Raw genomic sequence first — 23,544 nt, forward strand, 5'->3', positions numbered from 1 at the left:
GACCACGTGACCAGCGAGTGCCGACCGTCCGGTGGCGTTGCCGGACGGCCGGCACTCACCTATGTCCCCAGTACGGCGGCGTAGATCGCGGAGCTGTCCCGCTGGTCGTCCGCGTCCTTGCGGCGCAGAATCTCGAGCCGCTGCACCTCGGTGGCGTCCCGCAGTCGTAAGGCGTCGGCGACGTGCGGCCGCGCGACGACGTGGAGCCAGAAGGTCAGGTCGATTTTCCAGGTTGGGGTGTGGAGTACGGCGTAGTAGCGCTCGTCGGTGACGGCTGGGGTGGGGCGTCGATCGGATCGTTCGTCGCGGAAGTCGACGGTGCGCAGGTCTAGGCGGGTGGTCAGGGTAGTCAGGCCGGTGAAGAGTTTGGTGGTGGTCGCGTCGGGGGCGTCGAACATGACGTCCAGGTCACGGTCGACCATCAGGCCGGAGAGGGCGCTGCCGATCAGTACGGGCTTCCAGGGGAAGGCAGTGCCGAGGTCCAGGTGGGTGAAGAGGGCCTGGGCCTCGGCTTGCAGGATCTGGGCGCGTTCGACGAGGGACATGCCTCGACGGTAGGTATCAGGTAGTGCTAATGACCACGGGGTTTCCGGGGTGGACGGGGTACGGCGTGCCGTCGACGGTGACGGTGTCCAGGTCGAGGTGGCCGGCGTGGCAGGTGAGGGTGAGGGTTCCGTCGGTGTGGGTGGCGGTGGCCCAGCCGGTGTTGGTGACGAAGGGGGTACTCCAGCCGGTGGATGAGCGCGCGATGTCGAGGGGTGCGAAGGTGATCGTCTTGGTGAGTGCGTTGTAGGTGTAGCCGGCGAGGGCTTCCAGGACGGACCAGCCGGCTGCGTTGCGGATGTAGTGGTCGCCGCATTCGATGGGGTTGAAGGGGTTGCGGCGGGTGCCGTCGTAGCGGGACCAGAGGCCGTTCAGGATGGACATGCCCTCGTCGGTGAGACCCTCGTAGAGGCAGTGCGCGGCTACCTGGTACTCCGAGCCGGTCCACACCTCGTCGCAGTACCGGGTGGGGACGTCCGGGCGACCGCCGTGCGGCCAGGTGCACATCAGGAGGCCGGTGTCGTCGCCGTCGGCGAAGACGCGGTACGGGTGCTCGAAGTCGTGGAAGCCGGTCCGCAGGTTGTGCCGTACGACGTTGCGCAGCGCCGTACGCACATGGTCCTCCGGGAGGAGGTAGCCGAGGTCCAGCTGGTGCGCCCACCACTGGCCGATGAGCTGGTCGGCCAGGCAGCCGTCGCCCCATTGGAAGTCGCGGGTCTCGTCAGGGTCGAGGATCTGCCGGTAGTACTCGCCGGTGAACAGCAGGTCGTCGTACGCCTTGCTGCCGGTCTCGAAGAGCGCCCGGTACTGCTTGCCGTCCTCGCCCAGCAGTAGCGCCATCTCCTCGGCCGAGCGCAATGCAGCCAGCCACAGCGTGCCCATGAACGAGTTCACACCACACAGGTCGATGTCGTGCGTGCTGGGCTGGATGCCACGCAGTACGCCGTCCTGCAGCCACTTGCCGTGGATGTGGTCGAGCAGGCGTACTACGTTCGGCCAGCGGTCGCGCAGCCAGTCCAGGCCTGCGCCTTGCCGTACCTCTCTGTACGTCTTGAGTACGGTGCCCAGCATCCCGTCCAGCGCGGGCTCCTCGGGGCCGCCGATGACGACGTCCCACAGCTGCTTCATGTAGAGCGGGGCGCGGACGCGGTGCGGGATGTAGCCCTCCGGCGCCTGCATCACGTCGTACTCCGTGTCGCGCATGTTCTGCTCCAGCGCCGGGAAGAGGCGCGACAGGGTCTGCTCGTAGTTCCACACGTGTGTGCAGTTGAGCGGGCACGAGCCGCCGTACCGCCCGCCCCACATCACTGTCGACGCGCCGAGCACGCCTTCGAACCCGAGGACGTCGCCCTCCGCGGTCCGGAAGACGGTTGGGCTCCGTACGTCGGCCACCAGCGCCGCGAGCCGCGCACCAGCCTCACCGGGCAGGCTGCTCGACTCGAACGCCGTCGTCCACGCCGACGTCAGCGCCTGCTGTTCCGGCCAGTCGGCGATGAAGGACTCGGCCGCGGCGACGGCGTCCGGCGTACGGCGGGTGTACGCGTTCCCGAGCCAGAACCGGCTGTGACCGTACTGCGGATGCGGTCCGAACTGGTTGAAGTCGACATATCGGTTCGGGAAGTGCCACGCGATGACGAACCGTACCTGCTTCGTCTCGCCCGGCCGCAGGTCGAACGGGACCGCGAGACCGCCGTTCCAGGTACTGCCCGGTGCACTGGCGCCGCTCGCCGGAGTGGTGGGTCCGTTGAGGAAGGCAACGAACTCGTCCGGGCGGGTCCACTGCGGGTGGGCGAGTGCCTCGCTGTCGGTGGCAAGCACCAGTTGCCCGGAACCGGGGTGGTCGACGGGCAACGTGGCGTTCTCGAGGACCAGCGAGGTCCAGCGACCGTCCGGGGTCCTCAGGTTGCGCACGCGGTTGGTGTTGCCGCCGTACAGGGGGTTGGAGGTGCCGTCGATCGGCGTGACGCCGTCCCAGCCAACTGAGTTCTGCAGCGCGCCGGCGAGCTTGCCGTGGACGGCGATGTCGCCGGGGTTGTGCAGCGTGAAGGTGAAGCCGACGACCGGCTGCGAGCTGGCGTCGGCATCGGACGGCACCAGCGGGTTGAAGACGTCCAGGCTGAGGCTGATCGGCAGGTCGGTCTCGTAATCCACATGGGCCTGGGGATATGTGGCCGTCACCGTGGTCGGGCCGATCGGTCGGATGAGCTCCTGCAACCGACGCTCACCGGTCGGTACGACGTCGTCGGTGACCAGCGGCGTGTCTGACGGGTCCAGTGTGGGACCTTGCAGCAGGCGGACCTCGTCGAGCGGCGGCTCGATCCGGGAGAGCCGGAGGGCGAAGAAGCTGTCAGGTACGTGGGCCTCGTGGTTGCCGAGGTTGTGCAGCTGCCACTGCCGCAGGGCGCCGTTGCCGGCCAGGGCGACAGTGCCCGTCCCCAGGCCTCCCAGCGGCAGGGCGAAGTGTCGAAGGTTGTCACCGGTGTAGTGCATGTTTCTCCGTCCATGTACCAGCAGAGGCGAACAGGGCCACCGGGCCGGGGGCGAGCAGAAGCAGGGAGGCGGTCACCGAGGTGCCGAGGAGCAGGGCGACGAAGGCGAGTGCGAGTACGCCGAGCGGTACCAGCGGGGCCCGGGCGACCAGGTGGAGTGCGGTGATCCACAGGTGCTTGCCGCGGAGTCCGGCGGTCACCCGCAGGCTGAAGGCGTAGCAGGAGGCTAGTAGCAGCAGCACGCTCGCACAGGTGCTGACAGCTAGCGGGAGGACGAACAGCGGTCCGGAGTACAGCTGCCAGTTGAGCAGCGCCAGTGCGACCACCACAGCAGGGACCACGCCGACGCCCAACCCGGCAAGGGCGTGTTTTCGCAGGTTCCGCAGCAGTTCGGGGACACCGCCGCGGTCCTCTCGTACTACTGCATCCGTAGTTGCTACTACCGCTGCCCAGACCGGGGCGATGACGAAGGCAGACAGTAGAACGCTGACGGGTGATAGGCCTGGACTCAGGAAGACGACGAAGGCGCCGCCCGCACACACGAGCGCGCCGGCGGCGGCCAGGAGAGGGAGCTCGTGCCAGAGGGCTCGGAAGGCGAGCGGCAGGTGGTTGGTCATCCGCGCAACCCCGTCGACGCGATCGACGCGATGAACGAGCGCTGGAAGATCAGGAACAGCACCAGGATCGGCAGCACCACCAGCGTGATCGCGGCGAACAGCACAACAGCGGGACCGCCGCCGACCGCGCCCTGCAGTGACACCAGCCCGACCGGCAGCGTCATTTTCTCCGGTGACGACAGGAAGATGTACGGCCAGAAGAAGTTGTTCCAGGACGCCTCGAACACGAAGATTCCCAGCGCGGTCAGCCCCGGCCGGGACAGCGGCAGGATCACCCGGAACAGGATCCAGAAGTGCGAGGCGCCGTCCATGATCGCCGCCTCGTCGAGCTCCCGCGGGATCGAGGAGATGTACTGCCGCAGGAAGAAGATCCCGAACACGTTCACCAGCGCCGGCAACCAGATCGCGACCGTGGTGTCCACGAGATGCAGCCAGCGCATCATGATGAAGATCGGCACCACGGTCAGCTGCACCGGTACGACGAGCGCGGCGAGCAGCACCGAGAAGATCTGGTCCCGCCCCGGGAACCGCAGCCGGTTGAACGCGTACGCCGCCAGCGCACTGGTGAACAGTGCGCCCGCCGTGGTGATCACCGCGATCTGCAGGCTGTTCCACGCCATCTGCGCGAACGGGATCAGGTCCGGCACCTGCTGGAAGTTCTCGAGCGTCGGCGGCCGCGGGATCCACCGCGGCGGCAGCTGGAACGCGTCGATCGGCTCCGACAGCGCGTTCACCACCAGCCAGACCAGCGGCGCGATCATCACCAGCCCGCCGAGCACCAGCACGAGGTCGAGCACCTTGCCCCTCACTGGTGCACCCACCGGCGTGAAAGGCGGAACTGCAGCCCGGTGACGAGCATGATCACCACGAACAGCACGAGCGACAGCGTGGCGGCGTACCCGACCTCGAAGGACTGGAAGCCCTTCTCGTAGGTGTACTGCACGATGCTCCGGGTCGCGCCGTCCGGCCCGCCCTGCGTCATGATCACCATCGGGTCGAAGATCTGGAACGCGCCGATGAACGTGATCACGGTCGCGAAGAAGATCGTCGGCGACATCACCGGCAGCGTCACGCTCCAGAACCGCCACCAGCCGTTCGCGCCGTCGACCCGGGCCGCCTCGTGCAGCTGGGCCGGCACCGTCTGCAGGCCGGCGAGCAGGATGATGAACGTGTAGCCGATCGTGTGCCACCAGTCGACCACGATCAGCGTCGGCAGCGCCCAGGTCGGTGACGCGAGCCAGTTGGTCGTCGTCGACAGGTAGTGAGCCACCAGGCCGAAGGTCGGATCGAGCACGTACTTCCAGAGCAGCGCGACCGCGGCCCAGGAGACCAGGAACGGGAAGAAGAACGCTGTCCGGACGAAGTACTTCGTCCCGCGGGTCATCGTCCGGTGTACGCCGAGCGCGAGCAGCATGCCGATCCCGATGTGCGTGACCACCGACGCCAGCGCGAACACGAACGTGTTGACCACCGCGCGGATGGTCGCGGTGTCCGACACCAGTTGCTGGAAGTTGTCGAGGCCGGCGAACTCCGGCGTACCGAGCAGGTCCCAGTGGAACAGGCTGAGACCGAACGCCGCGATCAGCGGGAGGGCGACGAAGACCACGAAGAGCAGGACGGCCGGGCTGATGAACAGGTAGCCGGGGAGCCAGTCCCTCCGGTGCGGTTTCAGACCAATCCCTCCAGCGTGGTCTGGGCCTTGCCGAGCGCGTCACCCGGCGCCGCGTTGCCGGTCAGGACCTGCTTCCAGCCGTCCTCGATCGCCTTCTGGATCGCCGCGCCCTTGTCCGGCGACGGGATCGGCGTCGCGTAGCTGAGCGCCTGGTACAGGTACTCCGTGCCCTTCGGTGCGTCGGCGAGGAAGGACTCGCTGTTCGCGATCGACTTGCGCGCCGGGACGATGGTGCCGCCGAGCTGCGCGAACGTCGACGAGCCCTCCTTCGAGATCAGGAACTTGATGAAGGTCCAGGCGTCGTCCTTCTTCTTCGACGCCTTCAGGATCGGGTACCCGTTCCAGCCGACCGGCGAGCCCTGCTCGACCTTCGTCGGCCACGGCACGATGCCCATCTTCTGCGTGGCCTTCAGGTTCCGGATGCTGATGATCGGCCAGCGCCCGCCGCCGAACATCGCCAGCTTGCCCTGCGCGGCCGCGGTGAACGCGTCGAACGTCCCGCCCGGCGGCGGCGACAGCTTGTCCGCGACGAGCTTCCGGTTGAACTCGGCCGCCTCGACCACGCGCGGATCGTCGTACGTCGGCTTCGACCAGTCCTCGGTGAAACTGCTGGTCCCGTTGGTGAGCAGCCACGGCATGATCGCGGCGAAGTACGCCGAGTCGGCGGCGTAGCCGAAGGCCCCGGTCTTGGCCTTGATCTGCTCGCACGCGTGCCGGAAGTCGTCCCAGGTCCACTTCGCGGTCGGTTCCGGTACGCCGGCCCTCGCGAACAGGTCCTTCGAGTACCACATGCACATCGTGTTGAACTCGCCCGGCAGGTAGTACGTCTTGCCGTCGGTGGAGGCGTACTTCTTGTCCCACTCGATCAGGTTCGGGTCCATGTCGGCGTAGTACTCGTCGATCGTCGCCTGGTCCTTCTTGATGTAGGAGTCGAGCGGCTCGAGCAGGCCCTTGGAGGCGAACAGCCGCTGGCCCTCGGTGGCGATCTGGATGACGTCCGGCACCTGACCGCCGGCGATCCGGGTGGACAGCTTGTTGAAGAAGTCGCCCCAGTTCGACAGCGGGATGCCCTCGGCCTTGAGCTTGATCTCCGGGTGCGACTCGGTGAACTTCGCGAACAGCTTGTTCCAGGTCGCCTGCTGCTCGGCGGTCCCCATGTAGACGAACGACAACTCCTTCGAGGACGCCCCGCCGCCACCGCTGCCACCCCCACCGCAACCGGCCAGCGCGGCGGCAACCGCCGTACCGCCGGTGGCCTGAAGAAAACGTCTCCGACTCAGCAAGGGGTGATCCATGATCGGACCTCTCTGGCGGGAAATCGATTTCTCGGCAGCATAGTCCCGGACGCCGAAACGGTGTCAAGAGCTGCGGTACGACGGGTTACGGCCGACGTCCGACACGAAGAGCGATCGGTCGCTGGCTGCGTGCGATCACGCGGTTGCTCCTAGTACTGTTCCGAGCACGAAGGACAACCCTCGACTCCGCGACAATCCGGTGATTTCGCTTCCCCGGACCCGCCCGCAGGCTTAAGGTCGGCCCCCGGACGGGTCGTGGAGGGCGACCCGCAGACACGACCTCCCTGGGAGATTTGCTGTGACGACATCACGCAGAGGGCGGGGGCTCCTGGCAGTCTCCGCCGTCTCCGCGGCGGCCACCGTGCTGGCCATGACGGCCGGTGGCGCGGCCGGCGCCGCGCAGAATTCCGGTGCCGAAGGCAAGAAGCCGGCGCCGGCCGAACACACCGAGCACGCGTCGGGCAAGGAGCGGATGGGCAACTACGACGCCCGGACGCCGAACGCCCGGACCACCTATGCCCGTTCCGCGAAGGTCTCCGGCAAGGAGACCGCGGCGGCGAAGAAGTTCCGCGACTCGCTCGGCACCCAGGGTGTCGTCGAGGTCGACCCGAACACCGGCACCCCCGCCCAGGTCACCAAGCTGAACGGCTTCCTGACAGGCCGGAGCGCCAAGAAGGCCTCCGAGGTCGCGCTCGGCTACGTCAAGGCGCACCCGGAGATCTTCAAGCTCTCCGACGCCGACCTCGGCACGCTGAAACTGCGCAAGGACTACGTCGACGACCTCGGCACCCACCACCTCTTCTGGACGCAGGTCGTCGACGGCGTCGAGGTGTTCAGCAACGGCCTGAAGGCCAACGTCACCAAGAACGGCCAGCTGATCTCCGTGATGGGCTCGCCGGTCGCCGGCCTGACCGCCGCGGCGCAGAACCGGTCCGCCGCTGCCGCCCCGAAGGTCACCGCCGCGGGCGCCCGCAGCGCCGCGATCAAGGACGTCGGCGGTACGGCGAAGTCCGCGAGCGCCACCACCTCCGGTGTGAGCACCAAGTGGGGCAACGGCGACACCGCCAAGCAGGTGTGGTTCCACACTGCCGACGGCCTCCGCAAGGGCTGGCTGACCTACACCAACTCCGGCGGCACCAAGATCTACAGCCACGTCGTCGACGCGCAGACCGGCGCCACGCTGTACCGCCGGGACCTCGTCAGCGAGGGCAACGGCGACGCGCTGGTCCAGGACAATTACCCGGGTGCTGCCAAGGGCGGCACGCAGCGGGTCGAGAACCTGATCTACAACAAGTGGCTGCCCAAGAACGCCAAGACCCTCCTCGACGGTACGTCGGTCGCGGCCTGGGCGGACGTCAACGACGACAACCAGCCGAACGCCGGCGAGACCGTGAAGGTGCCCGGCACCAAGACCGGCGCCGAGTACAAGCTGGTGTCGTTCCCGAACGCCTCGTCGTTCTGCTCGGCGTCGTACATCTGCACCTGGGACCCGGCGAAGCCGGACTCCTGGAAGGCGAACCTGAACCAGGACGTCACCAACGCGTTCTACCTGGCGAGCAACTTCCACGACTGGCTGGCGAAGCCGCCGATCAGCTTCACCCCGGCCGCGGGTTCGTTCGACACCGCGGGCGGCGACCCGGTGCTGCTGAACGCCCTGGACGGGGCGGCGACCGGCGCCGGCGGTGGCCCGGACGCCAACCACGTGAACAACGCGAACATGGCGACCCCGCCGGACGGCACCCCGCCGACCATGCAGATGTACCTGTTCCACGCGCCCGGCGCGACCGACGAGCAGGACGGCTACGTGCCGAGCAGCTCGGGCAACGACGCCAGCATCCTGTACCACGAGTACGGCCACGGCCTGTCCAACCGCCTGGTCGTGGACGCCACCGGCAACTCGACGCTGAACAGCATCCAGGCCGGCGCGATGGGCGAGGCGTGGAGCGACTTCTACGCGATGGACTACCTGGTCGCGCACGGTCTGGAAAAGGACACCGTGGCGCCGGGCGAGGTCCAGGAGGGCAAGTACGTCAGCCACGGCGAGCTGTTCCGGACCCAGGCCATCGACTGCCGGGTGAAGGCCAAGGCGCCGACCTGCGTCGCGGCCGACGGTTCGCAGGGTGGCTACACGTACGGCGACTTCCCGACCATCGGCGGCGCTCCGCAGGTGCACGCCTCCGGTGAGCTCTGGGCGCAGACCCTGTGGGACCTGCGCGAGCGCTTCGGGCGCGGCTACGCGCTGAGCATCATCACCCGCGCGATGGAGCTGGCGCCGGCCGACCCGACGATGCTCGACATGCGCAACGCGATCGTCCAGGCCGACCTGGTCGCCAGCGGCGGCAAGAACGCCGACGTCATCTGGACCGTGTTCGCCAACCGCGGCATGGGCTGGTACGCCGGTGTCGTGGACGGCGGCGACGCCTTCCCGGCGGAGGACTTCCACAAGCCGCCGACAGGTGCGACCACCACGCTCAGCGGCTCGGTGAAGGACAAGGACACCGGCGCCCCGGTGGCCGGCGCGCTGGTCTACATCGGCGGCCACTCCTCCGGTTACGCCGGTGACTACGCCGCCACGACGGACGCGGCCGGCAACTACAGCATCACCGGCGTTGCCCCCGGCACCTACCCGAAGGTCGTCGTGTCCGCGCCGGGCTACGAGCTGATCGTCCAGTCGGTGAAGGTCACCCCGGGTGCGGCGGCGAACTTCGGGCCGCGACGCAACTGGGCGGCCGCGTCCGGCGGCGGCACCGTGACCGGCTTCAACGGTCCGGACTTCAGCGCCTACAACTGCGGCCCGGGCGGCGCGATCGACAACGTCCAGGGCACCGGCTGGGGCAGCACCACCGGCGACGACAACGGCACGCCGACCAACCAGATGATCGCCAAGCACGTCGACATCAAGCTGCCGGAGAAGATCAACGTCAGCAGCTTCAACGTCGACCCGTCGAACACCTGCGGCGACCCGGGCAGCTCCTCGACCGGCAAGTACCGGATCGAGACCTCGGCCGACGGCACCACCTGGGCGACCGCGCAGGAGGGCGAGTTCACCGCCGCCAACCGGGGCAAGTACAACCTGCTCACCCCGAGCGGCAACGCGACCGGCGTCCAGTACGTCCGGTTCTGGATGCTCAGCCCGCAGGTCCCGGACTTCGCCACGAACTGCCCCGACGGCGCGTACGGCGGCTGCCAGTTCACCGACATGACCGAACTCCAGGTCTTCGGCACGAAGTAACCGCGCCACCCCGTCCGCGAAGGCCGGCCCGAGCACCCGCTCGGACCGGCCTTCCGGCATGAGAACAGCCCCACACGCGATTATTTCCGGCTTGCGCCGGGCTCTTCCGGCTAACGCCGGGGACGGGTGGTGTCGCCTGGCTGTCGTGTCGTGGAACGGCTGACGGCTGACGGTGCTCACTCAGTGGTCTTCGGATGGCGCGTGCCGGCGGCGCGAATCCAGATCGTCTTCCGTGTCACGTCGACGACGTACCAGATGCGGCCGCCGGACGTGACTTCGTACTGCCACTGCTCCATCCCGTCGACGGTCCCCAATGCACCTTTCAGACGGTGATGGCGCTGCGTCGGCGGGAACGGACTCGGATCGGTCCGGATCGCCTCGTACGCATCCCACAGGTTCGACGCCGCCTGCTGGGCCAGGTCCTCCCAACCTTTCGCAGCATCGTTCGTGCCGAACCTGAGAAGCCAACAACCAGGTTCCGCAGGAGGCGCCACCCGGTCGTTCCTCTTGGCCGGAGTCATCGAGCAGGGGCGGGAACTTCCCCGCCGTCCTCGATCGTGCGCGACTGCAGGAGCTCGAGCAGCTCGGGATCGGCATAGATCTGAGCGGTGTTCCGCCACTCCGTGATGACCTGCAGGGTCGGCGCCGGCGAGCCGAGCTCACCACCTGCACTCATCACCTCGATGAGCTCACGAACGAATTCCGTCTTGTCCTCAGCGGGCAGGAAGCGGACCCAAGGAAAGACCTGGGGCAACACGTCCAGCAGATGGGCCGAGCGCATCACCGGGTCGCTCATGATCGCGCGGAGGAGCCGCACAGCCACGTCCACCACCTGCTCGTCCTGCTCCGCCTTGGCCGCAGTGGTCAGGACCAAGTCCTCCTCCGCGCCCCGCCGGCGCACGCGCAGCGCACGGCCACGGCTCCGCTTCAGCTTCTCGACGGTCTCGTTCGAATGCTGGAGCAGATCGGTGAACGTCACTTCCTGCAGATCCATACCTCAAAGGTAGATAGTAGGTCGGGCGGACGCAAGCGGCGCAGCCTCCCCGGACTTAGAGGAACGGGCGTACCTCGATCTTTCGATCGCAGGCTTTCGATGCCTCGGTGGCGAGTTTGAGGGCCACGTCGAGGTCGGGTGCTTCCCAGACCCAGACGCCGGCGAGGTACTCCTTCGACTCCACGAACGGGCCGTCGCTGAACACCGGTTGGTTGCCTCGGTTGTCGACGACCGTGGCTGCGCCAGCGTCTGCGAGTCCGCCCGCGAAGACCCAGTAGCCGTCGGCGATCAGTCGTTCGTTGAAGGCGCTGATGGCCGGTCGCCGGTCCGTGCTGCCGGGGTTGTCCTTGTCGTCGATCACGGAAACCAAGTACTGCATCGGGAATCCTTTCCTCTGGCGCCGGGACGGCGCGTCCCCATTCCTGCTACGAACACCAGCACCCCGATCCGACACTCCCGCACGACTTCCGGATCGCCGCGCTACCGAAACCCGGTGCCGTCGTCCGAATAGTGGGCAACTGGAAGTAAGTCGACCAAATTGGTCTAGTTTCGCTCGGGTGGAACCTGTCGCGGATCGGTGGTCGTCCTGCTCAGTTGGGTGGGGCGGCCACCGAGTCGCGGTCGATCAGTGTTGGGGTGAGTGTGGTCCGGCGGACGCGGCGGTTGGTGTCGACCGCCGACGTGACGCGCGAGACGACGTGGCTGACCAGGTCGTCGAGCGGCCAGTGGAACGTCGACAGCGGCGGCGTGAGCAGCTGGGACATCGGCTGGTCGTCGTACCCGAGCAGGGACAGGTCGTCCGGGATCCGCAGCCCGAGCTCGCGGCTCGCGGCGTAGACGCCGAAGGCCATCGAGTCGGCGAGCGCGAGGATGCCGGTCGGCCGCGGGGTGCCGGTGAGCAGCTCGCGGGCGACGTCGGTCGCGCCGGCCAGGTCGTGCGGGCACTGCCGGAGGCGGACGGTCAGCCCGAGGTCGGCCGCTACTCGCTGGGCGATCTCCTCGGCGGGGCGCTCCACCTCGAAGCGGCGCGTCGGGCTCAGTACGGCGATGTCGCGGTGCCCGGCGTCCGCGAGCCGGCGCAGCGCCGTACTCACGCCGGACTCGTTGTCGAGGATCACCTCGGACTTCGCCCTCGCCGCCGGCAGCGCGTCGCCGATCGCGATCACCGGCGCCTGCCGGGCGATGTCCGCCCAGGCCTTCGCCGCCGGGTTGATCGGGATCACCACGATCGCGTCGGCGCGGTGGTCGACCAGGTGCTGGGCGAGCTCGAGCTGCCGGTCGGCGTCGCCGGCGGAGTCGATGATCCAGGCGTTCCGGTCCGGGGCGAGGAGCTCGCGGCCGAGCGCGGCGGCGAGCCGCTGCTGCCAGAGGTCCTCGAGCGACGCGCACAGGACGCCGATCGAGCCGCTGCGCCCGGAGGCGAGCGCGCGGGCGACCGGGTCGGCCTGGTAGCCGAGGCGGTCGGCCGCGTCCTGCACCCGTTGCCGGGTCTCGGGTGTGCCGTGCAGACCGCGCAGCGCGTACGACACGGCGGCCATCGAGAGCCCGGTCTCGGCGGCGATGTCCTTGAGGGTTGGCCTCCGGCCGGTTCCGGACATGCCCACGACCCTAGCGGTGGGCATGGACAAAAACTTGACAGACGCTCCTTTGAAGCGCTTCACTCTATTCATCCTGAAGCGCTTCAATCTGATCAAACCGGCGGGAGGAGAGGCTGATGATCGACGTTCACCAGCACCTCTGGCCGGAGGTGTTCGTGGAGCGGCTGCGGGCGCGCCGCGAGCCGCCGTACCTGGACGGCTGGACGTTGCACACCGCGACCGAGGCGCCGTACGACGTGGATCCGGCGGCGCACGAGATCGGCAAGCGCGTCGCGCTCGAGCAGGACGCCGGCACGACGCTCGCCGCGGTGTCGCTGTCGAGCCCGCTCGGTGTCGAAGAACTCGGGGACGCGGAGCTGCTCGCTGCCTGGCACGACGGAGCGGCCGAGTTCCCGGCGCCGTTCCGCGCGTGGGCGTCCGTCGATCTGCTCGAGCCTGACGTCGCCGGCCTGGAAGCCCTGCTGCACAAGGGATTCCTGGGCTTGCAGCTACCTGCGCACGTGCTCGGCACGCCGTCCGCATGGGAGGCGCAGGGCGAGCTGCTGCGCACCGCCGAGCGACTCGGGAAGCCGATCCTCGTGCACCCCGGTACGGCGTCCTCGTCCGACGGGCCCGGCTGGTGGGCGCCGGTCGTGGACTACGCCGCGCAGCTGCAGGCCGCGTGGTGGGCGTGGCACGCGTTCGGCGGCCGCCGGACCTACCCGGAGCTGCGGTTGTGCTTCGTCGCCGCGGCCGGGCTCGCGCCGGTGCACCACGAGCGGCTGACCGCGCGCGGCGGCCGCCTCGGCACCATCGATCCGAAGCTGTACGTCGACACCTCGAGCTACGGCCCGCAGGGGATCGACGCGGTCGCGCGGGTCCTCGGCATCGACCAGGTCGTGCACGGCACCGACCGGCCGTACGCGGACACCACCGACCTCCGCCAGGGCGACGCCGCGACCGCGGTGATCCGCCACGACAATCCGTACCGGCTGCTGTTCGGCGCCGGTTCCTCGACTCCTAAGAGGGAAGTGCAGTGACTGCCCAGCCCATCGACGTACCGAACGTCCCAGCGCGCCAGGCCAGCCGGCTCGTGGAGCTCAACAACTGTCTGTCGCTGGACGACCTCCCGGGCCGTGACCTGACGCCGGACGAGCTGTCCGAGCTCGCCGCGTCGATCGCCGCGCAGCCGCACCTGTGGGAGGACAAGGTCGCGTACAGCGACGAGGAGCGGGTCTTCGCCTCGCTGCACCGGGACGCGAACGTCGACGTCTGGCTGATCTGCTGGACGCCGGTCAACGACACCGGCTGGCACGACCACGACGTCTCCTCCGGCGCGGTGGCCGTTGCCCGCGGCAAGCTCGTCGAGCACAACCTCGCCGTCGGCACCGCCGCGATCGAGACCGAGGTCGAGGCCGGCGACGTGTACGGGTTCGGCCCCGACCACATCCACCGCCTGACCGGCCTCGACAAGGGCAGCGTCACCGTGCACGCCTACAGCCCGCCGCTGTGGCGGATGGGCCAGTACTCGGTCAAGGACGGCGTACTCCGCCGGGTCTCCGTCTCGTACGCCGACGAGCTCCGCCCCCTCGACTGACCTCCCCCACCACCTCCGCCGAGTCGTGGCAACTGGCTCCACCCCCCATCGCCGAGTCGTGGATTTCGGCTCGTTTTCGACGACCATTTCTCACGACTCGGCGAACCCGGGGGGAGCCGATCGCCACGACTCGGCGGGCGGAGGTGGTGAGGCCAGTTGGGGGTGAAGTGGGTATGGAAGGGGTGGTTCGGGGGGCGTTAGCGTCGGCCGCATGAGGATTCGGGTGGTCGACGCGTTTGCGGAGCGGGCGTTTGCGGGCAATCCGGCGGGAGTATGCGTGCTCGCGGCGGGGGACTGGCCGGACGAGGGCTGGATGCAGGCTGTCGCCGCGGAAATGAAGCACGCGGAGACCGCTTTCGTGCGGCCCTCGGCCGGGACCGAGGCGGAGTGGGACCTGCGGTGGTTCACGCCGACGAAGGAAGTAGTGCTGTGCGGCCACGCGACGCTGGCGACGGCGCATGTGCTCGCGGCCGACGGGAAGGTGTCCGGCAAGACCTCGTTCGCGACGCTCAGCGGCGTCCTCGTCGCGGACGTGGCCGATGACGGGATCACGCTGGACTTCCCGGTGAACCGCCCGATCGAGGTACCGGTCCCGGACGGGCTGGCCGCGGCGTTGCACGTCGAGCCGCTAGAGGTCCACGTCACGGGCGAGCTGCGCGACCTGCTGGTCGTCGTACCCGACGAGGCGACCGTCCGTGCGGTGACGCCGGAGTACGACGGGATCGCGGCGATCACCGACCGGGAGCAGTTGCGCGGCGTGATCGTGACCGCTCCGGGAACGGAGTACGACTTCGTCTCGCGGTTCTTCGCGCCCGGCAGCGGGATCCCGGAGGACCCGGTGACCGGGAGCGCCCACACCAGCCTGGCGCCGTACTGGGCCGAACGCCTCGGGCGCGACGCCCTGGCCGGCTACCAGGCGTCCGCCCGAGGCGGGGTCGTGCAGGTCGTCCCGGCCGGCGACCGCGTCTACCTCAAGGGCCGCGCGATCACCGTCCTGGACGGTGAGCTACTCGTCTAGGCCCACGTCTCGGCGTGCGTGGCGACGCCGTTCGGGGCGATCAGTTCGGTGACGACGTCCTCGGCGTCGGCGTCCAGCGGTTCGAAGGGCGGTTCCGGTACGACGTACGCCCGGGCGCCGGCCACCAGCTCGGTGCCGGGCAGCTCGAACCACGCCTCGCCGACCTCGCGGCTGATCTCGTAGATCGCCTGCTCGGCGCTGTCGACCGGCTCGCGGTCGCCGGACTCGTCGAGTTCGGCCGGGTGCCGCTCCTGCGCGGCCCGGCCGGCCTCGAGCAGCGCGTCCAGGTCGACCACGCGCAGGTCGAACCGCGACACCACGCTGATCACGTGGTCCTGCTCGACCTCTTCGTCGTCGTCCGCGTCGTCGGACTCGTCGAGCAGCAGCGGCGTCGTCCCGGTGTGCTCGAAGACGGCCTCGTTCCAGTCCTCGACCACGCCCTCGAGCGCGGCGTTGTGCTCGAAGAGCGTCGCGTGGTCCTCCTCGCCGGTCATCGCGAGCAGCGCCTCGGTGTGCGCCAGGAGCCGCTCGGAGAGCTTGCGGCTCGCCTCGAGCAGGGCGGCCCGCGTCTCCGCGGAGAAGAACTGCTCGGCGGGGGCGGGGGTGTCCAGTTCGGTCACGTGGTTGTTCTTCCCTGTCTGTCGGTGGGATTGCCAGCGTAAGTATGTGAGAGGCCTGTGAGAGCTGTGTCAGCGGGTGTGAGAGCCCTGCGAGAACCCTCCTGATCAGGCAGCGACCGGGTGTCCAGTGGACGCATGAGTCCCGAGAACATCGCCGGCCTGGTCGTGGCCGGCGCGCTGGTCCTCTATCTGATCGCCGCCCTGGTCTTTCCCGAGAGGTTCTGATGTCCGACACCGCTGCCGGCCTGTTACAGGTCGGCCTTCTGCTCGCCTGCCTCGCGGTCGTCCACCGGCCGCTCGGCGGGTACATGGCCAGGGTCTACACGTCGGACAAGGACCTGGCGTTCGAGCGTGCGACGTACCGGCTGTTCGGCGTCGACGCGAAGGCGGACCAGACCTGGGCGGTCTACGCCCGCTCCGTGATCGCCTTCTCCGTGGTCGGCCTGGTGCTGCTGTACGTGCTCCAGCGGGTGCAGCACTGGCTGCCGCTGTCGCTCGGCCTCCCGAACGTGGGGTCCGGCCTGGCGTTCAACACCGCGGCTTCGTTCGTGTCCAACACCAACTGGCAGAACTACGTGCCCGAGGCGACCCTCGGCCACCTGGTCCAGTTCGCCGGGCTGGCGGTGCAGAACTTCCTGTCCGCCGCCGTCGGCATGGCCGTGGCGGTCGCGGTGATCCGCGGCTTCGCACGGTCGACGACGGACCGGATCGGCAACTTCTGGGTCGACCTGACCCGGACCACACTCCGGATCCTGCTCCCGATCGCGGTCGTCGGCACGCTCGTGCTGGTCGCGCTGGGCGTCGTACAGAACTTCTCCGGCGGGCACGAGGTCACCTCGGTGGTCGGCCAGACCCAGACCGTCCCGGGCGGCCCGGTCGCCAGCCAGGAGGTCATCAAGGAGCTCGGCACGAACGGCGGCGGCTTCTACAACGCAAACTCGGCGCACCCGTTCGAGAACCCGAACCCGCTGTCCAACCTGTTCGAGATCTTCCTGCTGCTGGTGATCCCGGTCTGCATCACCCGCACCTTCGGCCTGATGGTGAACGACAAGCGCCAGGGCTACGCGATCCTCGGCGTGATGGGCACGCTGTGGGCCGCCTTCACCTTCGCCGCCACGTTTTTCGAGAACCAGGGCGCGGGGACGGCGACCCAGGCCGCCGGCGCCGCGATGGAAGGCAAGGAGACCCGCTTCGGCGAATGGGCCTCGGCGCTGTTCGCGACGTCCACGACGGGTACGTCGACCGGCGCCGTGAACTCGATGCACGACTCGTACACGGCCCTCGGCGGCGGAACGGCGTTGTTCCACATGATGCTCGGCGAGGTGTCACCCGGCGGGGTCGGCACCGGTCTGTACGGGATGCTGATCCTCGCGATCCTCACCGTGTTCGTCGCGGGCCTGATGGTCGGGCGGACTCCGGAGTACCTGAAGAAGAAGATCACCGCGCGCGAGATGAAGCTGGTCTCGCTGTACATCCTGACCACGCCGACGGTCGTGCTCGTGGGCGCCTCGATCGCGATGGGACTGGCGGTGGCGCGGGCCTCGATCCTGAACACCGACAGCCCGCACGGGTTCTCCGAGGTGCTGTACGCGTTCACCTCGGCCGGCAACAACAACGGCAGCGCGTTCGCCGGGTTGAGCGGGAACATCCCCTTCTACAACGTCGCCCTCGGCCTGGCGATGCTGCTCGGCCGGTTCGTACCGATCGTGTTCGCGCTGGCGCTCGCCGGCTCGCTCGCCAAGCAGCAACCGGTGCCCGTCACCCAGGGCACGCTGCCCACCCACAAGGCCCTGTTCGTGACGATGCTCGTCGGCGTCGTCGTGATCGTCACCGGCCTGACCTACTTCCCCGCCCTGACTCTCGGACCCCTCGCGGAGGGACTGTGACCACCCTGCTGACGCCGCCGGTGGCGAAACCGGCGGCACCCGCCAAGAAGACACCGTCGGGCCTGTTCGACCCGAGGATGCTGCTCAGCTCGTTCCCGGACGCGCTGCGGAAGCTCGACCCGCGGGTGATGTGGAAGAACCCGGTGATGTTCGTGGTCGAGGTCGGCGCGGTCGCGTCCACGGTCCTCGCCGTCTCCGACTCCAGGGTGTTCGTCTGGTGGATCGTCGTCTGGCTCTGGCTGACCGTGATCTTCGCGAACCTGGCCGAGGCCGTCGCCGAGGGCCGCGGCAAGGCCCAGGCCGAGACGCTGCGCCGGGCCAAGACCGAGACCACCGCGCGCCGGTTGGTCGGTGATCAGGAGGAGCAGGTCCCCGCCACCCAGCTGCGGCTCGGCGATCTGGTCGTCGTCGAGGCGGGCCAGATCATCCCCGGCGACGGTGACGTCGTCGAGGGCGTGGCCAGCGTGGACGAGTCGGCGATCACCGGCGAGTCCGCGCCGGTCATCCGCGAGTCCGGCGGTGACCGGAGCGCGGTCACCGGCGGTACGACGGTGCTGTCGGACCGGATCGTCGTGAAGATCACGACGAAGCCCGGCGAGAGCTTCATCGACCGGATGATCGCGCTGGTCGAGGGCGCCGCCCGGCAGAAGACGCCGAACGAGATCGCGCTGAACATCCTGCTCGCCGCGCTGACGATCGTGTTCATGATCGCGACGATCACGCTGCCGACGTTCGCGCAGTACGCCCGCACCGACCTGAGCGTCGTGATCCTGGTGGCGCTACTGGTCTGCCTGATCCCGACGACGATCGGCGCGCTGCTCTCCGCGATCGGGATCGCGGGCATGGACCGGCTGGTGCAGCGCAACGTGCTGGCGATGTCCGGGCGCGCGGTCGAGGCCGCGGGCGACGTGAACACCCTGCTGCTCGACAAGACCGGCACGATCACGCTGGGCAACCGGCAGGCGGCCGAGTTCATCCCGGTCGCAGGTGTGACGGACACCGAGCTGGCCGACGCGGCGCAGTTGTCCAGCCTCGCGGACGAGACGCCGGAGGGGCGCTCGATCGTCGTCCTGGCGAAGACCGGGTACGGGCTGCGCGAGCGGCACACCGGAGAGTTGCCGAACGCAACGTTCGTCGAGTTCACGGCGCAGACCCGGATGAGCGGCGTGGACCTCGGCAACCGGCAGGTCCGCAAGGGCGCGGCCGGTGCGGTGAACGTGTGGGTCGGCGCCAACGGCGGTACGACGGACGCGCGGCTCGGCGAGCTCGTGGACGGGATCTCGGCCTCCGGGGGCACGCCGCTGGTCGTGGCCGAGAGCGTCGACGGCCGCGCCCGGGCGCTGGGCGTCATCCACCTGAAGGACGTGGTCAAGGCCGGGATGCGGGAGCGTTTCGACCAGCTGCGCGCGATGGGTATCCGGACCGTGATGATCACCGGCGACAACGCGCTGACCGCGAAGGCGATCGCCGACGAGGCCGGCGTCGACGACTTCCTGGCCGAGGCGACGCCCGAGGACAAGATGGCGCTGATCAAGCAGGAGCAGGAGGGCGGGCGGCTGGTCGCGATGACCGGTGACGGCACCAACGACGCCCCGGCGCTCGCGCAGGCCGACGTCGGCGTGGCGATGAACACCGGGACGTCGGCCGCGAAGGAGGCCGGCAACATGGTCGACCTCGACTCGAACCCGACCAAGCTGATCGAGATCGTCGAGATCGGCAAGCAGTTGCTGATCACCCGCGGCGCGCTGACCACGTTCTCGATCGCGAACGACGTGGCGAAGTACTTCGCGATCCTGCCGGCGCTGTTCGCTCCCGTGTACCCCGGGCTGGACAAGCTCAACATCATGGGCCTGCACTCGCCGGAGTCCGCGATTGTCTCGGCGATCGTGTTCAACGCGCTCGTCATCGTCGGCCTGGTGCCGCTGGCGCTGCGCGGGGTGCGTTACCGGCCGGCCCCGGCGTCGGCGATGCTGCGCCGGAACCTGCTCGTGTACGGCGCCGGCGGGCTGGTCACGCCGTTCGTCGGGATCAAATTGCTCGACCTGGTGATCTCGCTGATCCCGGGTCTGCGCTGAAAGGTTGTTGGTGATGGCAAGCAATCTGCCCGGCTGGGCCCGGCAGTTCGGGGTGGCGCTGCGGGCGCTGCTGTTCTTCACAGTGGTGCTCGGCCTCGGCTACCCACTGGTGATGACCGGTGTCTCGCAGGTGCTGTTCCACGGCAACGCGAACGGCTCGGTCGTCGAGGTGAACGGGAAGCCCGTGGCCTCGGACCTGATCGGCCAGGCGTACACGATGGACAGCGGCAAGAAGGACGCCGACGGCGAGCCGATCATGGTCGCCGACCCGAAGTGGTTCCAGACCCGGCCGTCGGCGGGCGACTACGACGCGGCCGCGAGCGGCGGCTCCAACCTCGGGCCGAACAACGCCGACCTGGCCGCGCTGGTCGCCGAGAGGCGGAAGACGGTCGCGGCGTTGGAGGGCGTCGACCCGTCCCAGGTGCCGCCCGACGCGGTCACGGCGAGCGGCAGCGGGCTCGACCCGGAGATCAGCCCGGCGTACGCCGCTCTCCAGGTCGCCCGGGTCGCGCGGGAGCGCCGGCTGTCCGTGGACGAGGTGCGGCAGCTGGTCGAGGAGAACACGAAGGGCCGCACGCTCGGCTTCCTGGGCGAGCCGCGGGTCAACGTGGTGACCTTGAACGCCGCGCTGGCCGCGAGCTGAGATCATCGAACTGTGAAGCGCGGGCATCTGCGGGTGTATCTCGGGGCCGCGCCCGGTGTCGGCAAGACGTACAAGATGCTGGGCGAGGGGCAACGACGCCTCGCCCGGGGGACCGACGTCGTGGTCGGGTTCGTCGAGACGCACGGCCGGGTGCACACCGCCGAGATGCTCGAAGGCCTCGAGGTGGTGCCGCGCCGGATCCTCGACCATCGCGGCGCGAGCTTCACCGAGCTGGACGTCGACGCGGTGCTGGCCCGGCGGCCCGAGGTCGCGCTGGTCGACGAGCTGGCGCACACCAACGTGCCGGGCAGCCGGAACGAGAAGCGCTGGCAGGACATCGAGGAGCTGCTGGCCGCCGGGATCGACGTCATCTCGGCGGTCAACATCCAGCACCTGGAGTCGATCAACGACGTCGTCGAGAAGATCACCGGCGTACCGCAGCAGGAGACGGTGCCGGACCGGGTGGTGCGGGCCGCGGACCAGATCGAGCTGGTCGACATGACGCCGGAGGCGCTGCGCCGGCGGATGGCGCACGGCAACGTGTACGCCGCCGACAAGGTGGACGCTGCCCTGGGCAACTACTTCCGGGTCGGCAACCTGTCCGCGTTGCGGGAGCTCGCGCTGCTCTGGCTCGCCGACCGCGTGGACGCCGGCCTGCAGCAGTACCGGGCGCAGCACGACATCGACTCGACCTGGGACACCCGCGAACGGGTCGTGGTCGCGCTCACCGGCGGCCCCGAGGGCGAGACGCTGATCCGGCGCGCGGCCCGGATCGCGGCCAGGTCGTCCGGCGGTGACCTGCTTGCGGTGCACGTCGCCCGCTCCGACGGCCTGACCGGCGCGAACCCGCGGAAACTCGCGGAGCAGCGCAACCTCGTCGAGAAGATCGGCGGGAGCTACCACCAGGTCGTCGGCGACGACATCCCGGCCGCGCTGCTGACCTTCGCCCGGGCCGAGAACGCGACCCAGTTGGTGCTCGGTGGTAGCCGGCGGTCGCGGCTCAGCTCGCTGTTCACGGGGCCCGGGATCGGCGCCACCACGATCCGCGACTCCGGCGACATCGACGTACATATCGTCACGCACTCGCAGATGGGGCGTGGGCGGCTGCCCCGGTTGCGCGGCAGCCTGTCCCGGCGGCGGAAGATCCAGGGCTTCGTACTGGCCGTCGTACTGCCGCCGCTGCTCGCGCTGCTGCTCGGGCTGGGCGGTGACACGCTCAACCTGACCAGCAACGTGCTCGCGTTCCTGTTCGCGGTCGTCGTGGTGGCGCTGGTCGGCGGGATGTGGCCGGCGATGGTGACCGCGGTCGGCGGTTCGCTGGTGCTGAACTACTTCTTCACGCCGCCGACGCGGACGTTCACGATCGCCGAGGTCAACAACGCGCTCGCGCTGCTGATCTTCATCCTGGTCGCCGCGATGGTCAGTTCGGTCGTCGACCGCGCGGCCCGCCGTACCAGACAGGCTGCCCGCGCGGCCGCGGAGTCCGAGACGCTGGCGACGCTGGCCGGTTCGGTACTGCGGGGCGAGACAGCGCTGCCCGCCCTGCTGGAGCGGGTCCGCGAGGCGTTCGGGATGACGGGGGCATGCCTGATGGAGCGCGTGGACGACGACGAGCTGACCGAGGTGTGGCGGCCGGTGGCCTCGGCCGGGACGCTGACCTGTACGCGGCCCGAGGAGGCCGACGCGGAGATCCCGGCCCGGGACGATCTGGTGCTGGTGCTGCAGGGACACCAGTTGGAGGCGGACGAACGGCGGCTCGTCGGGGCGTTCGCGGCGCATGCGGCCGCGTTGGTCGACCGTGCCCGGCTGAGTGAGGCGGCGGCCGAGGCGAAACCGCTGGCCGAGGCCGACAAGTTGCGTACGGCGTTGCTCCGGGCGGTCGGCCACGACCTGCGGTCCCCGCTGGCGTCGGCGAAGGCGTCGGTGACTTCGCTGCGCAGCGATGATGTGGAGTGGAGCGAATCCGAGCGGGCCGAGCTGTTGGAGACAGCGGACGAGTCGCTGGACCGGTTGTCACGGCTGGTGGACAACCTGCTCGACCTGAGTCGCCTGCAGGCCGGCGTACTCCCGGTCTTCACCCGGCCGATGGCGCTGGACGAGATCCTGCCCGGCGTACTCGCCGAGCTGGGGGACGACGCGGACCAGGTCGCCGTCGACATCCCGCAGACGCTGCCGCTGGTCGAGGCGGACCCGGCGCTGCTGGAACGGGTCGTCGCGAACCTGCTGGCGAACGCGATCCGCTACTCGCCGCCCGATCAGCCGCCGCTGGTCACCGGCAGCGCGCTCGGCGACACCGTCGAGATCCGCGTCATCGACCGCGGCCCGGGCATTCCGCGCGCGGAGCGGGACCGGGTGTTCGCGCCGTTCCAGCGCCTGGGCGACACCGACAACACGGTCGGCGTCGGGCTGGGGCTCGCGCTCGCCCGGGGACTCGCCGAGGCGATGCAGGGCACCCTGCAGCCCGAGGACACACCAGGTGGTGGACTGACCATGGTGGTCGCGATCCCTACCGCCGCAGCGCGGCCCGACGTACCCGTCCCGGGAGCCCGCGAACGCTCCGAACAGAAAGGGCTTGATGACCAGGGTTCTCGTGGTTGACGACGAGCCGCAGATCGTGCGGGCGTTGCAGATCAACCTGAAGGCGCGCGGCTACGAGGTGCACCTGGCCGGCAGCGGTACGGCGGCGTTGAAGGTCGCCGCCCAGCACCCGCCGGAGCTGGTGATCCTCGACCTCGGGCTGCCGGACTTCGACGGTGTCGACGTCATCCGCGGGCTGCGCGGCTGGACCGACGCGCCGATCCTGGTGCTGTCCGGGCGGACCGACCAGACCGACAAGGTCGAGGCCTTGGACGCCGGCGCGGACGACTACGTGACGAAGCCGTTCGGGATCGACGAGCTGCTGGCCCGGATGCGCGCCGTACTGCGCCGCAGCAACGCCACCCAGGACCAGCCGGTCGTGACGGTCGGCGGCGTCACCGTCGACCTGTCCGCGAAACGGGTCACGACCGCTTCGAGCGAGGACATCCGCCTGACGCCGACCGAGTGGCACCTGCTGGAGGTCCTGCTCCGCAACCCCGGCAAGCTGCTGTCCCAGCGCCAGCTCCTGACCGAGGTCTGGGGCCCCGGCTACGAGACCGCCGGCGGCAACCTGCGCTTCTACATGGGCCAGCTGCGCCGCAAACTCGAGCCCGACCCGGCCCGCCCCAAGCACCTGCTGACCGAACCCGGAATGGGGTACAGGTTCGAGCCGTGACGTCCGTTTCGTTCAAGACGCGAGGCGGGAACT

The 23,544-nt window shown here is 69.2% G+C and carries 21 protein-coding genes; 10 read left to right on the top strand and 11 right to left on the bottom strand.

Going from position 1 to position 23,544, the window contains the following annotated elements; all coding sequences use genetic code 11:
• Positions 1-59 precede the first annotated feature (59 nt).
• From ABN611_RS13870 to ABN611_RS13895, 6 genes are all read right to left on the bottom strand, one after another.
• Complete coding sequence (locus ABN611_RS13870; protein ID WP_350280268.1) at positions 60-545, bottom strand: hypothetical protein; 486 nt, start codon at positions 543-545, stop codon at positions 60-62.
• A 16-nt stretch (positions 546-561) separates the two neighbouring features.
• Complete coding sequence (locus tag ABN611_RS13875; protein ID WP_350280269.1) at positions 562-3,033, bottom strand: GH116 family glycosyl-hydrolase; 2,472 nt, start codon at positions 3,031-3,033, stop codon at positions 562-564.
• On the bottom strand, positions 3,017-3,649 hold the full coding sequence (locus tag ABN611_RS13880; protein WP_350280270.1) for a hypothetical protein: 633 nt from the start codon (positions 3,647-3,649) through the stop codon (positions 3,017-3,019). The genes ABN611_RS13875 and ABN611_RS13880 overlap by 17 nt, the downstream gene beginning before the upstream one ends.
• On the bottom strand, positions 3,646-4,458 hold the full coding sequence (locus ABN611_RS13885; RefSeq protein ID WP_350280271.1) for a carbohydrate ABC transporter permease: 813 nt from the start codon (positions 4,456-4,458) through the stop codon (positions 3,646-3,648). The genes ABN611_RS13880 and ABN611_RS13885 overlap by 4 nt, the downstream gene beginning before the upstream one ends.
• A complete protein-coding gene (locus tag ABN611_RS13890) occupies positions 4,455-5,255 on the bottom strand; it encodes a sugar ABC transporter permease (RefSeq protein ID WP_350280272.1) in 801 nt (266 codons plus the stop codon). The genes ABN611_RS13885 and ABN611_RS13890 overlap by 4 nt, the downstream gene beginning before the upstream one ends.
• A 62-nt stretch (positions 5,256-5,317) precedes the next feature.
• Positions 5,318-6,616, bottom strand: a complete 1,299-nt coding sequence (locus ABN611_RS13895; protein WP_350280273.1) for a sugar ABC transporter substrate-binding protein — start codon at positions 6,614-6,616, stop codon at positions 5,318-5,320.
• Positions 6,617-6,986: 370 nt separating this feature from the next.
• Between ABN611_RS13895 and ABN611_RS13900 the strand changes: the two genes are divergently transcribed.
• Positions 6,987-9,848 carry a M36 family metallopeptidase gene (locus tag ABN611_RS13900; protein ID WP_350280274.1) on the top strand — a complete coding sequence of 954 codons (2,862 nt, stop codon included), beginning with the start codon at positions 6,987-6,989 and terminating at the stop codon, positions 9,846-9,848.
• Positions 9,849-10,024: 176 nt separating this feature from the next.
• On the opposite strand, the gene ABN611_RS13905 is transcribed toward ABN611_RS13900, so the two are convergent.
• From ABN611_RS13905 to ABN611_RS13920, 4 genes are all read right to left on the bottom strand, one after another.
• Positions 10,025-10,342 (bottom strand): hypothetical protein, encoded by a 318-nt coding sequence (locus ABN611_RS13905; protein WP_350280275.1) that lies wholly within the window; start codon positions 10,340-10,342, stop codon positions 10,025-10,027.
• Positions 10,343-10,365: 23 nt separating this feature from the next.
• Complete coding sequence (locus tag ABN611_RS13910) at positions 10,366-10,842, bottom strand: hypothetical protein (protein ID WP_350280276.1); 477 nt, start codon at positions 10,840-10,842, stop codon at positions 10,366-10,368.
• Between the two features lie 55 nt (positions 10,843-10,897).
• Positions 10,898-11,221: a YciI family protein gene (locus ABN611_RS13915; RefSeq protein WP_350280277.1), complete on the bottom strand. Its 324-nt coding sequence runs from the start codon at positions 11,219-11,221 to the stop codon at positions 10,898-10,900.
• A 211-nt stretch (positions 11,222-11,432) separates the two neighbouring features.
• Positions 11,433-12,440: a LacI family DNA-binding transcriptional regulator gene (locus ABN611_RS13920; RefSeq protein ID WP_350280278.1), complete on the bottom strand. Its 1,008-nt coding sequence runs from the start codon at positions 12,438-12,440 to the stop codon at positions 11,433-11,435.
• Positions 12,441-12,556: 116 nt separating this feature from the next.
• On the opposite strand from ABN611_RS13920, the gene ABN611_RS13925 reads away from it, so the two are divergent.
• The 3 genes from ABN611_RS13925 (at position 12,557) to ABN611_RS13935 (ending at position 15,034) form a co-directional block, all read left to right on the top strand.
• A complete protein-coding gene (locus ABN611_RS13925) occupies positions 12,557-13,459 on the top strand; it encodes an amidohydrolase family protein (protein WP_350280279.1) in 903 nt (300 codons plus the stop codon).
• Entirely contained in the window at positions 13,456-14,016 is a 561-nt protein-coding gene (locus tag ABN611_RS13930; RefSeq protein WP_350280280.1) for a cysteine dioxygenase family protein, read from the top strand. Before ABN611_RS13925 ends, ABN611_RS13930 begins: the two co-directional genes overlap by 4 nt.
• Positions 14,017-14,227: 211 nt before the next feature.
• Positions 14,228-15,034 (top strand): PhzF family phenazine biosynthesis protein, encoded by an 807-nt coding sequence (locus ABN611_RS13935; RefSeq protein WP_350280281.1) that lies wholly within the window; start codon positions 14,228-14,230, stop codon positions 15,032-15,034.
• On the opposite strand, the gene ABN611_RS13940 is transcribed toward ABN611_RS13935, so the two are convergent.
• Positions 15,031-15,654 carry a hypothetical protein gene (locus tag ABN611_RS13940; protein WP_350280282.1) on the bottom strand — a complete coding sequence of 208 codons (624 nt, stop codon included), beginning with the start codon at positions 15,652-15,654 and terminating at the stop codon, positions 15,031-15,033. The two genes, ABN611_RS13935 and ABN611_RS13940, sit on opposite strands and share 4 nt — an antisense overlap.
• Positions 15,655-15,789: 135 nt before the next feature.
• On the opposite strand from ABN611_RS13940, the gene ABN611_RS13945 reads away from it, so the two are divergent.
• From ABN611_RS13945 to ABN611_RS13970, 6 genes are all read left to right on the top strand, one after another.
• On the top strand, positions 15,790-15,879 hold the full coding sequence (locus tag ABN611_RS13945) for a potassium-transporting ATPase subunit F (protein WP_350280283.1): 90 nt from the start codon (positions 15,790-15,792) through the stop codon (positions 15,877-15,879).
• Complete coding sequence (kdpA, locus tag ABN611_RS13950; RefSeq protein ID WP_350280284.1) at positions 15,879-17,540, top strand: potassium-transporting ATPase subunit KdpA; 1,662 nt, start codon at positions 15,879-15,881, stop codon at positions 17,538-17,540. The genes ABN611_RS13945 and kdpA overlap by 1 nt, the downstream gene beginning before the upstream one ends.
• A gap of 77 nt (positions 17,541-17,617) precedes the next feature.
• The gene (kdpB, locus tag ABN611_RS13955; RefSeq protein ID WP_350281638.1) at positions 17,618-19,615 is read left to right on the top strand and encodes a potassium-transporting ATPase subunit KdpB; all 1,998 of its coding nucleotides are present in this window, start codon (positions 17,618-17,620) and stop codon (positions 19,613-19,615) included.
• A 13-nt stretch (positions 19,616-19,628) separates the two neighbouring features.
• On the top strand, positions 19,629-20,258 hold the full coding sequence (gene kdpC / locus ABN611_RS13960; protein WP_350280285.1) for a K(+)-transporting ATPase subunit C: 630 nt from the start codon (positions 19,629-19,631) through the stop codon (positions 20,256-20,258).
• 12 nt (positions 20,259-20,270) lie between these two features.
• Positions 20,271-22,856, top strand: coding sequence for a DUF4118 domain-containing protein (locus tag ABN611_RS13965; RefSeq protein ID WP_350280286.1), 2,586 nt, complete (start codon positions 20,271-20,273; stop codon positions 22,854-22,856).
• Positions 22,834-23,511, top strand: a complete 678-nt coding sequence (locus ABN611_RS13970) for a response regulator (RefSeq protein WP_350280287.1) — start codon at positions 22,834-22,836, stop codon at positions 23,509-23,511. Before ABN611_RS13965 ends, ABN611_RS13970 begins: the two co-directional genes overlap by 23 nt.
• Positions 23,512-23,544 lie beyond the last annotated feature (33 nt).

Origin of the sequence: Kribbella sp. HUAS MG21 (genome assembly GCF_040254265.1) — a bacterium.
In the GTDB taxonomy this organism is placed as follows: domain Bacteria; phylum Actinomycetota; class Actinomycetes; order Propionibacteriales; family Kribbellaceae; genus Kribbella.

Bases quoted from the DNA above. Each gene is read 5' to 3' on its own strand.
- ABN611_RS13870 (WP_350280268.1), bottom strand. From the start codon at position 545: ATGTCCCTCGTCGAACGCGCCCAGATCCTGCAAGCCGAGGCCCAGGCC.
- ABN611_RS13875 (WP_350280269.1), bottom strand. From the start codon at position 3,033: ATGCACTACACCGGTGACAACCTTCGACACTTCGCCCTGCCGCTGGGA.
- ABN611_RS13880 (WP_350280270.1), bottom strand. From the start codon at position 3,649: ATGACCAACCACCTGCCGCTCGCCTTCCGAGCCCTCTGGCACGAGCTC.
- ABN611_RS13895 (WP_350280273.1), bottom strand. From the start codon at position 6,616: ATGGATCACCCCTTGCTGAGTCGGAGACGTTTTCTTCAGGCCACCGGC.
- ABN611_RS13900 (WP_350280274.1), top strand. From the start codon at position 6,987: ATGACGGCCGGTGGCGCGGCCGGCGCCGCGCAGAATTCCGGTGCCGAA.
- ABN611_RS13910 (WP_350280276.1), bottom strand. From the start codon at position 10,842: ATGGATCTGCAGGAAGTGACGTTCACCGATCTGCTCCAGCATTCGAAC.
- ABN611_RS13915 (WP_350280277.1), bottom strand. From the start codon at position 11,221: ATGCAGTACTTGGTTTCCGTGATCGACGACAAGGACAACCCCGGCAGC.
- ABN611_RS13920 (WP_350280278.1), bottom strand. From the start codon at position 12,440: ATGTCCGGAACCGGCCGGAGGCCAACCCTCAAGGACATCGCCGCCGAG.
- ABN611_RS13925 (WP_350280279.1), top strand. From the start codon at position 12,557: ATGATCGACGTTCACCAGCACCTCTGGCCGGAGGTGTTCGTGGAGCGG.
- ABN611_RS13935 (WP_350280281.1), top strand. From the start codon at position 14,228: ATGAGGATTCGGGTGGTCGACGCGTTTGCGGAGCGGGCGTTTGCGGGC.
- ABN611_RS13945 (WP_350280283.1), top strand. From the start codon at position 15,790: ATGAGTCCCGAGAACATCGCCGGCCTGGTCGTGGCCGGCGCGCTGGTC.
- kdpA (WP_350280284.1), top strand. From the start codon at position 15,879: ATGTCCGACACCGCTGCCGGCCTGTTACAGGTCGGCCTTCTGCTCGCC.
- kdpB (WP_350281638.1), top strand. From the start codon at position 17,618: ATGCTGCTCAGCTCGTTCCCGGACGCGCTGCGGAAGCTCGACCCGCGG.
- kdpC (WP_350280285.1), top strand. From the start codon at position 19,629: ATGGCAAGCAATCTGCCCGGCTGGGCCCGGCAGTTCGGGGTGGCGCTG.
- ABN611_RS13970 (WP_350280287.1), top strand. From the start codon at position 22,834: ATGACCAGGGTTCTCGTGGTTGACGACGAGCCGCAGATCGTGCGGGCG.